The organism is Nesterenkonia sedimenti (assembly GCF_012641515.1).
GTDB lineage: Bacteria > Actinomycetota > Actinomycetes > Actinomycetales > Micrococcaceae > Nesterenkonia > Nesterenkonia sedimenti.
Genome location: NZ_JABAHY010000005.1, coordinates 1 through 13,536, shown reverse-complemented (window position 1 = coordinate 13,536; position 13,536 = coordinate 1). Strand labels below are relative to the sequence as shown.

At 61.0% G+C, this 13,536-nt stretch carries 12 protein-coding genes and 1 pseudogene; 3 read left to right on the top strand and 10 right to left on the bottom strand.

The features are described from left to right. From HGQ17_RS06640 to HGQ17_RS15245, 8 genes are all read right to left on the bottom strand, one after another. Positions 1-534, bottom strand: coding sequence for a tripartite tricarboxylate transporter TctB family protein (locus HGQ17_RS06640; RefSeq protein WP_168887193.1), 534 nt, complete (start codon positions 532-534; stop codon positions 1-3). A gap of 40 nt (positions 535-574) precedes the next feature. Continuing rightward, on the bottom strand, positions 575-1,558 hold the full coding sequence (locus tag HGQ17_RS06635) for a Bug family tripartite tricarboxylate transporter substrate binding protein (protein ID WP_168887192.1): 984 nt from the start codon (positions 1,556-1,558) through the stop codon (positions 575-577). Between the two features lie 282 nt (positions 1,559-1,840). Then, the gene (locus HGQ17_RS06630) at positions 1,841-3,292 is read right to left on the bottom strand and encodes an FAD/NAD(P)-dependent oxidoreductase (RefSeq protein ID WP_168887191.1); all 1,452 of its coding nucleotides are present in this window, start codon (positions 3,290-3,292) and stop codon (positions 1,841-1,843) included. Further along, positions 3,285-3,560 carry a (2Fe-2S)-binding protein gene (locus tag HGQ17_RS06625; RefSeq protein WP_168887190.1) on the bottom strand — a complete coding sequence of 92 codons (276 nt, stop codon included), beginning with the start codon at positions 3,558-3,560 and terminating at the stop codon, positions 3,285-3,287. Before HGQ17_RS06625 ends, HGQ17_RS06630 begins: the two co-directional genes overlap by 8 nt. After that, on the bottom strand, positions 3,557-4,732 hold the full coding sequence (locus HGQ17_RS06620) for an NAD(P)/FAD-dependent oxidoreductase (RefSeq protein WP_168887189.1): 1,176 nt from the start codon (positions 4,730-4,732) through the stop codon (positions 3,557-3,559). The genes HGQ17_RS06625 and HGQ17_RS06620 overlap by 4 nt, the downstream gene beginning before the upstream one ends. 2 nt (positions 4,733-4,734) lie before the next feature. Further along, entirely contained in the window at positions 4,735-5,457 is a 723-nt protein-coding gene (locus HGQ17_RS06615) for a GntR family transcriptional regulator (protein WP_168887188.1), read from the bottom strand. A gap of 65 nt (positions 5,458-5,522) precedes the next feature. Continuing rightward, positions 5,523-6,524 carry a proline racemase family protein gene (locus HGQ17_RS06610; protein ID WP_168887187.1) on the bottom strand — a complete coding sequence of 334 codons (1,002 nt, stop codon included), beginning with the start codon at positions 6,522-6,524 and terminating at the stop codon, positions 5,523-5,525. A 10-nt stretch (positions 6,525-6,534) separates the two neighbouring features. Continuing rightward, the gene (locus HGQ17_RS15245) at positions 6,535-7,437 is read right to left on the bottom strand and encodes a dihydrodipicolinate synthase family protein (protein ID WP_168887186.1); all 903 of its coding nucleotides are present in this window, start codon (positions 7,435-7,437) and stop codon (positions 6,535-6,537) included. Positions 7,438-7,636: 199 nt separating this feature from the next. On the opposite strand from HGQ17_RS15245, the gene HGQ17_RS06600 reads away from it, so the two are divergent. Next, a complete protein-coding gene (locus HGQ17_RS06600; RefSeq protein ID WP_168887185.1) occupies positions 7,637-9,253 on the top strand; it encodes an aldehyde dehydrogenase (NADP(+)) in 1,617 nt (538 codons plus the stop codon). 13 nt (positions 9,254-9,266) lie between these two features. Here the strand turns inward: HGQ17_RS06600 and HGQ17_RS06595 are convergent, their stop codons facing one another. Next, on the bottom strand, positions 9,267-11,099 hold the full coding sequence (locus tag HGQ17_RS06595) for a gamma-glutamyltransferase family protein (RefSeq protein ID WP_324615209.1): 1,833 nt from the start codon (positions 11,097-11,099) through the stop codon (positions 9,267-9,269). Between the two features lie 145 nt (positions 11,100-11,244). Here HGQ17_RS06595 and HGQ17_RS15495 point away from each other — a divergent pair, with 145 nt between their 5' ends. Both HGQ17_RS15495 and HGQ17_RS06590 read left to right on the top strand, forming a co-directional pair. Further along, entirely contained in the window at positions 11,245-11,370 is a 126-nt protein-coding gene (locus HGQ17_RS15495) for a hypothetical protein (protein ID WP_267873160.1), read from the top strand. After that, a complete protein-coding gene (locus tag HGQ17_RS06590) occupies positions 11,367-12,800 on the top strand; it encodes a recombinase family protein (RefSeq protein ID WP_168887184.1) in 1,434 nt (477 codons plus the stop codon). The genes HGQ17_RS15495 and HGQ17_RS06590 overlap by 4 nt, the downstream gene beginning before the upstream one ends. Positions 12,801-12,998: 198 nt before the next feature. On the opposite strand, the pseudogene HGQ17_RS06585 reads toward HGQ17_RS06590, so the two are convergent. Further along, positions 12,999-13,475 (bottom strand): annotated as a pseudogene (locus HGQ17_RS06585) (transposase); the annotation flags it as partial. Between the last annotated feature and the right edge of the window lie 61 nt (positions 13,476-13,536).

The following is a 13,536-nucleotide window of genomic DNA, read 5'->3' as shown; positions in this document are numbered from 1 at the left end:
TTACCAAGGGAAGGCGACGAGGCGGACTTGGAGCAGCTCGATGAAGATCAAACTCGCACCCACTCCGAAAACAACTGCATAGATACCCCCGCGTATATCCCATTTAGAGCGGAGCAGCCCGATGACATAGAACATGTAGACCGAGCTCACTATGTAGGCCCCGAGAATCGGAAGGAGGATTACATAAGCAACCGTTGCGGCTGAGAAGAAAGCTACAAGCTTCAGGCTCTTACCTGTCGGGAAGAGGTCAGCAGGAGCCGTTCTCACCACCTTGAGCGACTCGATGAGCGCCAGCACTGAAATCCCCACCCAGGCAATCCCGGTGACCCGGGGCCAGGTTCCTGGCCCCGGGTCACCGGATGTGCCGTTTGGCATATCGAAAGCCATCCACACGTACCCGACAGCAAGAACCAAACTCAACGTTGCAAATACCACAGAACCTGATCTGCGCCCTTCGACGTGCTCCTCCGGAGGCGTCTCCAGATTCTCGCCACCTGGCTCGGCTTCGTGCTCAGTTCTTGGTTCTAGTGTCATGTCGTCTTTCTGAGTCCGTGGTGAATGCTAGGCCGGAGGATCAGCCTTCTTCGATGTCACTGTCCTGAGCGGACTCCACAGCTTCCTGGTACAGCTCTTCTTCGCCCCGCAGCCACTCTGCGAGGTCATCACCGGCGATAGGAGAAGGAAGGTAGCCATTCTCTTCAGCCCATTCAGCCCATTCATCGCTTTCTGCCACTTCAAGGGCCGCGGCCTCAAGAGTCTCCAGGACATCATCATCTATGCCTGGAGGCGCCACGACCATGTATGCGGTCTGGAAGGGAATGTCATATCCCGCCTCTTCAAAGGAGACCGCACCGGGCAGGCTGTCATTAAACTCTGGGGTACCCACATGGGCCAGCGGGCGCAGCGCCCCGTCCTCCACATTGCCCATCTGACCAGCGGCTGTCACACCAGCAGCGTCAACCTCTCCAGAGAGCACGGCGGTACCGGCTTCCCCACCACCAGACATGGCCACCAGGTTCAGATCAATATCTGCCTGCTCCTCAAGCTCAAGGAGCATCAGCATTGCCTCGTTGAGCTGGCCGCCTGCAGAAACGGTAATCTCTCCAGGGTTCTCCCGTGCGGCCTCGATGAAATCATCAAGCGTCTCATAAGGGGAGTCCTCAGGGACGAACAGAGCGTCGGGCACTTCCAGCATGCGCACGATGGGCGAATAGTCATCCACACTTTGGTACGCAAGGTCCTCGTTGAGCAGTGGCTGGGTAATCAGCCCGGTGTGGCTGGCCAGGCTCATCCGGTACCCGTCTGGTTCGCCGCCAAACAGGTCTGTTAGCGCGACGGTCTCGTCACCACCCGGCAGATTCTCCACGGTAGCGCCGACACCGAGTTCATCTGCCAGACGAGTCGAGAACTCCCGGCCCACGGGGTCCGCACCCCCACCTGGGTCATAGGGAACGATGTATTCCAAATCGGAAGATGGGTATTCCCCGTCGTCCTCTCCACAAGCGGCAAGCAAGAGAGCAACAGCTCCCAGGCTGGCGATGCCTTTTGTCTTGTTCATATGAACTTCCTATCCTCGTTCGGCGCGAGTAGGGCACGCATTACAGCTAGTCGGCATCTCTTGACGGCACCTCTTATGAACTATGACATGTAAAGTTTTACATGTTTCGCTCATCATGGCAGGTCTCCAACCAGTCATGCGATCACCCTCTTAACTACATGTAAGGTGCGTCACGTGAAATATTACAGGTTACATAGAAGGTGTTCAAGCTCTATGCCTCCCTTTACACGATGTTCACAAAGTTCTTACAGACGGGTTATCTGGCCCAGGACAGAACGAAGATCAGCTGCTTTCGCGCCCCGATTCGCCTGCTAGAGCTCGCAGGCTCACCGGTATTGCTGGCCCACGGCGTGCCACGGCTTGGGCCACATCGGCCGAATCTGATGACGCCAGGCAATCTGCCGCTTGTCCGCACATCCGCCCCTGGCACCAGCCCATTCCTATTCGGGTAGCACCTTTCAGCCCCCGCGGTTCCTCAGCCGAGAGACTGTCTATAGCCTCCTTGGTCTTTTGCCAGGGAACTTCTTCACAACGGCAAATTACCGTCTCATCAGTGAGCCATTCAGGCCACTGCTGGGGCAAAGGGTGGGCCCGGTGCATCGCCTGGGCAAAAAGCCGGTGGTTTCGGCGCAGTACACGATCTTTAATATCAGCTGAAGAACGCGGCGGGCGGCCTCCACCCCTGAGTCCCGCCACCTGCCGGCCAGCAATCCGCCCTTCTGCTACCGCAGCAGTTGCGCCCGCGACCCCAGTAATTTCACCGGCAAGATAAAGTCCTGGCACACTACTCTGCTGATCCTTGTCGACCTCTGCTACCAGAGAGCCATCGGCATCCCGGAACATCTGCGCACCCAGCTGAACAACAAGTTCAGACTGCGGCACAAAACCCCAACCGAGGCCTACTAAATCGACATCCTCAATTATTCGCTCCGTGCCCGGCAATGCCTTGCCATCCCGGTTCAGCCGAGCGGTGGAGACCGCGGTGGCTCTCTGGTCTCCGTGGATGGCGACGACGGCTCTCCTGCGGAAATACGGCACCCGGTGGCGCGCCAGAAGTGCAATATATTCGGCGCCCTCTTTGCCCTTTGAAGGCACTAGAGCAGCGCTCACACCACGAGGGACCCATCCGGTAAGGTCTGAGCTTTCACAAATCGCTGCAACTTCTGCTCCAGCTTGAAGAACCGAAGCGGCAGCCGAGAGGAGAAACGGTCCCGTGCCTCCGAGAACCACACGTTGTCCCGGGCTGATGCCCTGGGTCTTGATGAAGGCCTGGATCCCCCCGGCAGCCATTACCCCCGGCAGGGTCCATCCTGGCACGGGCAGTTGGCGGTCATAAGCCCCTGGGCAGAGCACCACGGTATGAGCCCTGATCTGTGTGAGGCCCTGGTGCTCTGGCTGAGATTCCGGCACAGGAGCAATGCTCAGGCTGAAAGGAGAACCGGCCTCGGCGGCAATAACGTGAGAGGCAGGGAGGTACTGCAATTTCCCCGCCGAGATCGCGTCGTCGACCGCGCTGGCTAGGCCGGTATACGTTTTCCAGCCGTGGTGCCAGACAGCGGGATCCTCTGAGCTGCTCTGCTCATCGGCATGGCGCCAGTACTGGCCCCCGAATTGCCCTGCGGCATCAATGAGCACTGTGTGAGCTCCCCCTGCAGCTGCCTCACTCGCAGCGGCAAGGCCAGCCGGGCCCGCGCCAATGACGGCTACCTCATACGTGTTCTCGGTATCAGCCATCCATAGGCTCCGTCTCAATACTCATTCCCTCAGCCACCTGCACCAGGCAGGCGCGCAAAGAGGGCTGTCCGTCGACTGTGACGAGACAGTCAAAGCACACACCAATTCCACAGAACAGACCCCGACCCTTTCCTGCGAACCGGGTTTCTCTCCAGTGGAGGCGGTCCTCGGCCAGCATCAGAGTCGCAGCTACGGTGCGGCCGGCTTCTGTGGTGACCCGGCGGCCATCAACTGTCACTGTGACTGTTCGGAATTCTCCGGCAGTCATGGCACCTCCTGACCTTCTGGGACTGCGGCCGTATCGAAACGTGCCGGCGAAAAGGGACCTAATTCGATGTCGGTCTGTTCTCCGGTGAGTGCCTGGGCGATGAGTTTTCCTGTCCCTACTGAGAGACCAATTCCAGCACCTTCATGACCGCAGGCGTGCCACAGGCCCGGCACCCGGGGGTCCGGGCCGATGACGGGTACATGATCAGGGCTGTAGGGGCGAAAGCCGAAGTAGTGGCGGAGAATCCTGGTCTCTTGCAGGAAGGGGAAGAGCGCAATGGCATTCCGGGCGATCATCTGCAGGGCTTCAGGATTCAGGGTGTGGTCGAAACCGACCCGTTCCCGTGAAGATCCGATGAGGATGCTGCCGGCCTGAGTGCCTTCCACCACCGGGGAGGCTTGTAGCCCTTCCTCAGAAGAACCTACGTTGTCGATGTACTCGGCGGCATAGACCTTGCGGAAGACCATGGGCGGCAGGGGCTCTGTCACGAGCACATAACCTCGTCGCGGTCCCACCGGGACATTGACTCCCGCCAGCTCCGCTACCTCTGCTCCCCACGGTCCAGCTGCATTAATAACTGTTTGGGCGTAGTAGGTTCCTTGAGATGTGCGGACCCCTTGGATCTGATCTCCGGTGCGGACCATTCCTGTGACCTCAGTGTCGAAAAGAAGCTCTGCACCGGCCTCACGCGCCATTCTCAGCAGATGCGCAGTAAGAAGCATCGGCATCACTTGACAGTCGTCAGGGTAGAAAGCTGCTCCAACAGCTTGATCAGTCACATTGGGTTCAAGCTCCTTCAACCCCGGAACGTCAATCTCCTCTACCTCGATGCCATGCTGACGCTGCACTTGCAGGGCCCGCTGAAGGGAAGCCATCGAAGACTCTTGGGAAGCGACAATGATTCCGCCCTTGTTTTCGAACTCCCAGAGATGTGCGAACTCCGCAAGCTCACCGCGCCAGAGACCTAGTGAATAATTGGCAAGATCAAGTTCAGGACCGTGTTCTTTGTCCGAGACCAGCAAATTGCCCTCACACCGCGAAGAGGTCCCCCCGCCAGGCCTCCCCTTATCGACTACGCGTACCGAAAGTCCAGCTTTAGCGCAGAAGAAAGCTACTGCTGCGCCCACAGCACCTGAGCCGATAATCAGAACATCGGAGGGACTCGACTGCATCCTCACTCCGGCAAATCTTCATAGAGGAGAGGCGTAATGGCCTCTGCGTTCTTGCCCTCTGTTCCCTCAGACCACAGCTGGGAGGCGTGCCCGAGGTGACGCATGATCACTGCATAAGCGCCGTCGGCGTCGCCCTCTGATATCCGGTCCAGCAGTTCCAGGTGCTCTTGTGCCGAATGGACAAGCTTGCCAGTCTCTGCCAGAGGACGAAGGGCGCGTAGGCGTGTCTGCCCCCTGAGCCGGGTGCAGAGGTCAACTAGCCGCTTGTTCCCTGTGTACTCGAGGATGTCAGCGTGAAACTCACGGTCTTTGACAAGATAAGTGCGCAGGTCTCCCTCGGCTGCCGCCTCGTTCATTTGTTCTGCTTTGGCCCGCAGTGCAGGGAAGGCGTCTTTGGGGATCTTGCCGACGACGGCGCGAGTGGCCGGGCCCTCCAGAAGCTGCCGCACGGCTGTGACTTGGCGGAGCTCCTCAACTGTCATATCCGTCACCCGGAAGCCCTTATTCTTCACCGGAGTGACCAGACCGTCGTTAGCAAGGTCCATCATGGCTTCACGCACCGGGGTTGCGGACACGCCCAGCGGTTCAGCGAGCGCAGGAGCTGAGTACAGCTCGCCCTCTTCCAAATCCCCAACAATAATGGCGGTACGAAGTGCTTCAGTCACCGTTGCACGAAGGCTCTTGTACTGCTGAATAGTGCTCAGCGGAATTTCATGTGCAGCCATTTCGTCTCCCCTGTTGGTTATGCGCCCGTACGGTAGGCATCTGCTCTCATGTGATATGTCAGAGCCTACAACTCGAATCCTTGCGGATAGGGGTCACTGGGGTCGAGCATGTATTGGGCGGTTCCGGTGATCCATGCGCGTCCACTGACTGTCGGGATGACTGCCTGGTACTGGCCCACCTGTGTCTCCTCCACCAGTTGGCCGATGAACCGCGAGCCGATAAAGGACTCGTTGATGAAGTCCTCCCCCAGGCCGAGTTCACCGCGCCCGTGCAGCTGAGCCATGCGAGCGCTCGTTCCCGTGCCGCAGGGGGAGCGGTCAAACCAGCCGGGGTGGATGGCCATGGCATGCCTGGAGTGCTGAGCAGTGGAGCCGGGGGCCTGAAGATACACATGGTGACAGCCACGGATATCTTCACGCTCTGGGTGGATGGGCTCATCTGTGGCGTTGATCGCCGCCATAATGCTCAACCCAGTTTTGAGGAGCTCGTCCTTAGCCCGGCGTTCGAAAGGCAGACCGAGTTTCTCCAGCTCCACCACGGCATAGAAGTTCCCGCCGAATGCCAAGTCGTAGGTCACAGGCCCCACGCCTGGGACTTCTACCTCCGCCTCTGTTCGCATCAGGAATGAGGGAACGTTCTGAATGGTCACGGATTCGGCGCGGCCTTCTTTAACCGCTACTTCAGCGGTGACCAGGCCCGCCGGAGTGTCCAGCCGGACAGTGGTCACAGGTTCATTCACCTCGACCATCCCGGTCTCCACCAGGACCGTCACCACGCCGATGGTGCCATGACCACACATGGGAAGCAGACCGGAGACCTCGATGAAGAGGACTCCCCAATCAGCATCCTCACGTGTGGAGGGCTGGAGAATAGCCCCGCTCATGGCACTGTGCCCGCGGGGCTCCCGCATCAGAAGCAGGCGGAGGTCATCCCGGTTCTCCATGAACCATGTTCGCCGTTCAGCCATAGTGCGCCCGGGGATGGGGGCGACACCTCCGGTGATCACCCGGGTCGGCATCCCCTCGGTATGAGAGTCAACGGCGTGGTAAACGTGATTGCTGCGCACGGCTCTGAGCCTACTTGTAGCCCTTGGCCACAGCGGCCTCAGTGTCGGCGGTGATGCCCTTATGCATCCACTCCACCAATGGGCCACGTGGAGGACGGCACTTGCCTCCCTTGAGGCCAATGATGTCCATGGACAGCTTGATGGCTTGGACAAACTCCGTTTTAGTGTCCCACCGCAACAGCGAGTGCAGGTCGGTGTACAGCTCCTTCGCCTTGACCAGGTCTTCAGCCTTGCCCGACGTGGAAAGGCGGTAGAGCTCCACGGTGGTCTGCGGGATCGCATTGGGGTAACCCGCGACCCACCCGACGGCCCCTGCCAGGCCTACCTCCAGGACAGTGTCATCGGTCCCGATGATCAGGTCCATCTCCGGTGCGAGTTCCTTGATTTCATAGGCCCGCCGCACATCACCGCTGAACTCCTTGACACCGACCATATTGCCCTCTTCATGGATACGGGCAATCAGCTGAGGGGTTAGGTCAACTTTGGTGTCAATCGGGTTGTTGTAGCCCACCACGGGTAAGCCGACTTCACCCACCAGCCGGTAGTGCTCTACGACCTCATCATGGTTAGCACGGTAGGAATTCGGGGGCAGCAGCATCACACAGTCAGCGCCAGCCTTGGCTGCGTGTTCAGCCCATCGCTGTGACTCCAGGCCGCCGTAAGCGCCCACCCCGGCCATCACGGTGAAACCCTCGGGGGCAGCTTCAATAGCGGTCTCGACCACTTTGGCCCGCTCCTGGTCAGTGAGCACCTGGTACTCGCCGAGGGAGCCATTGGGGGCAACACCGTCACAACCGTTAGCGGCCAGCCATTGGACGTGTTCCGCATAGGCATCGTAGTCAACTGAGAGATCATCCTTGAAGGGAAGTGCAGTGGCCACGATGACGCCGTGCCAGGGCTTACGCTCGCTCATATTCATGCTCCTTTAGAACTCTGGGACTGCCTGGGCAAGCCCCCAGAACAGTTATGTGAACTGTAACATTTTACATAGAAAAGTGCACCCCTTTTCGTCACAAATTTTGGCCGCGTTCACAATTCAGTGTGGCGGGCCTGATACTAAGACCAGTACGATGTGAAATGTTACAAACTAGAGTTCGAGCGAGGAGACACCCATGAGCACAGCGCCAACTGACCAGGACACTACCTATCACTCCCTAGTGGACGGAGCTGCTCTGGCAGGCACTGCCGGCTCCATCCGAGCGGTTAACCCTGCCACTAACGGGGAGGGCGAAACAGAGTTCACACTTCTGGATGATGACCAAGTCACCAAGGCCACTGAGGCTGCAGAACAAGCCTTCGCTGCATACCGGACGATCACACCCCAACAGCGCAGCGCATTCCTGACTGCCGCAGCAGCCAAAATCGAAGCCTCCGGCGAGCAGATCATCACCACTGCAATGGCTGAGACCGGTCTTCCCCAGCAACGTCTTCAAGGGGAGCTGGCGCGCACGGTCAACCAGCTGAGACTGTTTGCCAAAGTAGCCGAAACCGGGGACCACCTCGGAGTTCGTATTGAACCAGCCCTCCCCGACCGCAAGCCTCTGCCCCGTCCCGATCTACGGCAACGGAAGCTAGCGCTTGGCCCGGTGGCGGTCTTCGGCGCCTCGAATTTCCCTCTGGCCTTCTCCGTGGCCGGTGGTGACACCGCCTCTGCTCTGGCAGCGGGCTGCCCCGTAGTCTTCAAGGCGCATAATGCGCATCCCGGCACCAGCCAGATTGTCGGTCAGGCGATCTGTGCGGCAGTGGCTGAACAGGGACTGCCATCCGGAGTGTTCTCCCTGGTCTACGGCCACGGCAAGGAAGTCGGCCAAGCTCTAGTCCGGGATCCGCGCATCAAGGCAGTGGGCTTCACCGGCTCCCGCAGCGGCGGCACCGCGCTGATGGAGACAGCCGCAGCCCGCTCTGAGCCAATTCCTGTTTATGCGGAGATGAGTTCCATCAACCCGATCTTTGTGCTCCCCTCGGCCCTGGAAAAGAGCGAGGAGCTTGCCAGTGGCTTCGTCACCTCCCTGACCGGTTCAGCCGGCCAGCTCTGCACCGCCCCCGGACTGCTCTTCGTCCCTGAGGGGCCGGCTGGGGACGCCTTCGTAGAGCAGATTAGCCAGCAGCTCAGCGAGACCACCGGGAGCACAATGCTCACACCGGGGATCTGCGCCAGCCGAAAGCGCGGCGAGGAGACCCTGGCGGAGCTTCCGGGAGTGGCACAGGTAGCACGCGGCGCTGAGGGATCCGGGGAGAATGCCCCTGCTGCAGCGGTCTACTCCACTGATGTCTCGACTTTCCTCTCCACCGCCGCTCTTTCTGAGGAGATCTTCGGCTCCGTCTGCCTGGTGATCCGCTATGCCAATGCTGCCGAACTCACCGAGGCAGTCACCGGCCTGGAGGGTCAGCTCACGGCGACTCTGCATCTGGACGAGGAAAATGCCGACGACGTCGCAGTAGCCCGGAACCTCCTACCTCACCTGGAGCTGAAGGCCGGCAGGATCCTGGTGGGAGGCTGGCCCACTGGCGTCGACGTGGGCGATGCGATAGTTCACGGCGGGCCCTTCCCCGCCACCAGTGACGGCCGCTCCACCTCGGTGGGCACTCTGGCCATTGACCGCTGGCTGCGCCCTGTGGCCTACCAGAACCTGCCGGAGGCGCTTCAACCCCAGGAAGTGCGCGAGTCCAATCCCTGGCACCTAACCCGCCGCATCAACGGCGAGTATCAGCTGGCCTCTAGAAAATGAGCGGGCAGCAACCTCACCTGCCCACGGCGTAGCCCTGAGCACCACGCGGGTTCGCGGCGGCTTTGAACCATTCGCCGTCGCGGGCTACCGCGGAGAGCCTGCCCTCACTCCAGTCCTTACCAACCACCACATCGTGGCCGCGGCTGCGCAGCTGGGCCAACACGGCGTCGTCGAACCTGCCCTCCATCACAATCTGGGCCGGGTGCGACTCCCGCGGGTAGAAGGAACTGGGCACATGGGTTGAGTGGAAGGCCGGGGCGTCAATCGCTTCCTGGAGGTTCATCCCGCCGTGGACCAGATTGAGGAACAGCTGGAGGCTCCACTGGTCCTGGGAGTCCCCGCCGGGGGTGCCGAAGGCCAGCCAGGGCTTGCCGTCGCGCAGCGCGAAGCTGGGGGTCAGAGTGGTGCGCGGGCGGGCGCCGGGCCGCAGCGAGTTGGGCAGTCCCTCCTGCAGCCAGAACATCTGTGCCCGGGAGGTCAGGCAGAAGCCCAGTTCGGGGATGGTCGGTGAGGACTGCAGCCAGCCTCCGGAGGGCGTGGCTGAGATCATCATGCCCGCAGAGTCGACGACGTCGACATGGCAGGTATCGCCGCGAGTTTCGCCGGTAGGTGCCACAGTTGGCTCCCCGACGCCGGCGGGGATGGTGGTGAGGCTGGCCTCCGGGTAGTCAGGCAGCACCGGGGTGCGGCCGCCGGGGCTTCCCGGGAGCAGCTCAGTGGAGGCCTGCTGCCCGATGAGCTGGCGGCGGGCGGCAGTGTAGTCGGGGCTCAGCAGGTCTTCGAGGGGGACCTCTGTGAAGCGGGGGTCGCCGTACCAGGCTTCCCGGTCGGCGAAGGCCAGTTTGTGCGTCTCGGTGATCAGGTGGACCCATTCGGCGGATCCGGGGGTCAGTGCATCGAGGTCATAGCCGGCCAACAGGGCCAGCTGCTGGAGCATGACCGGGCCCTGGCCCCAGGGACCTGTCTTGCAGACGGTGTAGTTGTGGTACTCCAAGGTCTGCGGGGCTTCAACCTCCGGCTGCCAGCCGGCGATGTCCTCGGCGGTGAGCAGCCCGGGGTTGGTCTGCCCGGAAGTGTCCATGGCCTGGTTATTCGCACAGAAGTTGCCGATGGCTTCGGCCACGAACCCCTGGTACCAGGCGTGGCGGGCGGCATCCAGCTGGGCATCCCGGCTGGTCCCTGCGGCCTCGGCTTCCTGCAGGAGCCGGGTGTAGGTCTCGGCCAGCACAGTGTTGCGGAACCTGGTGTGGGGCTTAGGCACCGTACCGCCGGGCAGCCAGGTCTGGGCCGAGGTGGGCCAGTGCTCGGTGAAGAGGTCCTTGACCGTGTGCAGAGCATTGGAGACGTTCGGCAGCAGGGGGTGGCCCTTGGCGGCCAGGCTGATGGCCGGTTGAAGGATCTCGCTCAGGCTGAGCCGGCCGTGGCGCTGCAGCAGGGTCAGCCAGGCGCCGAAGGCACCGGGCACCACCGCGGAGAGCAGCCCGGTACCGGGCATGATGTCCAGTCCCATGTCTTTGAGCCGGGCGACGGTGGCCGCCTGGGGAGCGGTGCCCTGCCCGTTGATCACCTCTGCCTTCTGCTGCTCCTGTGACCAGACGATGATGGGCACTTCTCCGCCGGGGCCGTTGAGGTGGGGTTCGACCACTTGCAGGGCGAAGCCGGAGGCTGCCGCGGCATCGGCGGCGGTGCCGCCGCGCTCCAGGATGCTCATGCCTACTGAGGAGGCGAGCCAGTGGGTGGAGGCGACCATTCCGAAGTCACCGAGCAGTTCGGGGCGTGTGGTGTCAGACGTGGTCCCAGGATAGTTGCCGGAGGCAACCACCTTATGCAGGCCTAGGTTTTCCACAGTTCTGGTTTCGGGCTCCCGGCGCGCCGGAGCCTCCACAGAGCCGCGACTTTCTGCACCAGGGCTGCGCTTTCGGGCCGATGGTGGAAGTGCCCTTGCCGGACCTCGGCAAGCGGCTCCCTCCATAGTGAGTAAGGAGAGAACGATGAGTGATCAACCTGATCCTCTGGTGCGCACACTGCATGAGGAGGAGGACGGCCTGGCCACCGCGGAGTATGGCATCGTCATGCTTGCCACAGTACCCATATTTACCCGTATTATTGAGGTATGAATACTACGCCTCCGGGACTTGATTTAGGGCCTGAAACCTGTGTGATCTACTGCCGTATCAGTTCTGACCCTACGGGTGAGCGGGCAGGAGTTGAACGCCAGGAAGCGGCCTGCCGGGAGAAGGCGCAGTCTCTGGGCATGCATGTCGAGAAGGTCTACATCGATAACGATGTGAGTGCCACCAGTGGAGCGGCTCGCCCCCAGTTTGAGGACATGCTGAAAGCTAAGCCCGAGGCTGTGCTTGCCTGGCACCAGGACCGATTGTTGAGGCTCACTACTGACTTGGAGAAAGTCATCAACCTCGGGGTGCCGATCTACACCGTAGTCTCGGGCACGCTTGATCTTGCCACCCCTGCGGGCCGGGCGGTAGCTCGCACTGTGGCGGCGTGGAATACGTATGAGGGCGAGCAAAAGGCTGAACGTCGCCGTGCTGCCAACCGTCAGCAGGCAGAGCGTGGCGCATGGCAGTTCTCCCGCCGACCCTATGGTTATCGGCGAGTTGAGGGCCGGATCGAACAAGTGCCCGACGAGGTTGAAGCCATTCGAGAGGCGTTCGCTGCCTACCTCGCGGGCCGGTCCTACCAGTGGATTGCTGATGACTTCAACGCCAAGGGACGGACTACCACGCTGGGTTACCCCTGGCGGGCAGACCATCTGCTGGAGCTAATGCGCAACCCCCGTCTCGCCGGAATCGTGGTCTATAAGGATGAAGAGTTGCCGGACGTAGAACCGAGCTGGGAGCCGATTATCGACCGGCGGACCTGGCAGGACTTCCAGGAGGTGAGGAGCGGGCGCAAGAAAGCCGGGGCACCTTCTGCGGGAAAGCCGAAGCACTTTCTCTCAGGCTTCACCGTATGCGGCGTATGCGGGGACAGGCTCTATGGGAACTACATCTCTCGACCGCCGAAGAAGGACGGCACCCGACCCCAGTATCGGGTCTACGAGTGCGTCAAGAACAAGTGCATCAACATCAGCGGCGATCCCCTCGATACCTTCATCGAGAAGGTCGTTCTGACTCGCCTGTCCGATAAGAAGATACTGCGGGCACTGCGATCAAAGCCTGACCTTGCCCCGCTGGAGGCGGAGCTTTCTGAGTTGCGCGGGAACCGCACCAGCGTGGCCGAACTTGTTGGGGAGGGTCTGCTGAGCCGTCGCGACGCCCGCACCAAGCTCGAAGACCTCGGTCACCGTATCGAACGGGCACAGTCGCGCCTCAACGCGCTGCGGGCTGAATCTCCGCTGAATGACCTAGCTATGTCACGGACGATTCCTAGCCGCTGGCGCAAGCTGGGCTTGGTCGAGCGCCGCCGCGTGGTTGCTGACCTGGGGCTGACGATCACGGTGAACCGTGGGCAGCGCGGCAAGGTCTTCCGCGACGCCGAGGGAAACCGGACGATCAACCCTGATCGACTCGAAATCGACTGGCATTGATAGAAGCCCAAGAATGCTCCCTTGCGGGAAGCCCCCGGTGGGCAGTCGCTCTGACCATGATCCACCGTGGGCGGCCCGTCCAGCCGATCGCGGCACGTCTGAAGAGTGACCGATAAATCGTATTCTTTTCGTATCACAAGCGTATTCATGCCATCTATGCTTTGCCAATATGCTGCTAATCAGATAAGGTAAAAAGGCTCATCGCAGATGAGGGTGTAGCAAAGGCCTAAATCCTCCAGTGTCCAGCAGCGCTCGGGTGATGTAGTTAGTCAGGTTCCGGAATCCCAGGGCAGTGCCGCGCAGGTGTTCGAGGCGGCCGTTGATCGCCTCGGTGGGGCCGTTGGATGTGCCGGGCCTCTCGAAGTAGGCCAGGATGTCGCCGGCCCGCTTGTTCAGGGTCCGGCCCAGCTTCTTCAGCTCGGTCAGCTTCGCCGGGATTCCGCGGCGCAGAGAAGCGATCACCTCTTGAAGCAGCTGCTTGCCGTCCTTCTTAGAAGGGTGGCGGTAGGCGGCGACTATCTTCTGATACACACTCCAGGTCGCCTCGACTTCGACGTGATCATCAGAGGTGAAGACTTTCTCGAGTCTGCGGGCCTGGGGTTCGGTGAGCAGGTCAGCTCCGGTGCGCAGAGTCCTCCGGGCTCCGTAGAGAGGGTCGCCAGAACGGCCGCTGTGATGTCTCAGGGGATCGTGCACAGATGTGTCTCAAGACATCGTGGACATATCTATGTCTCAG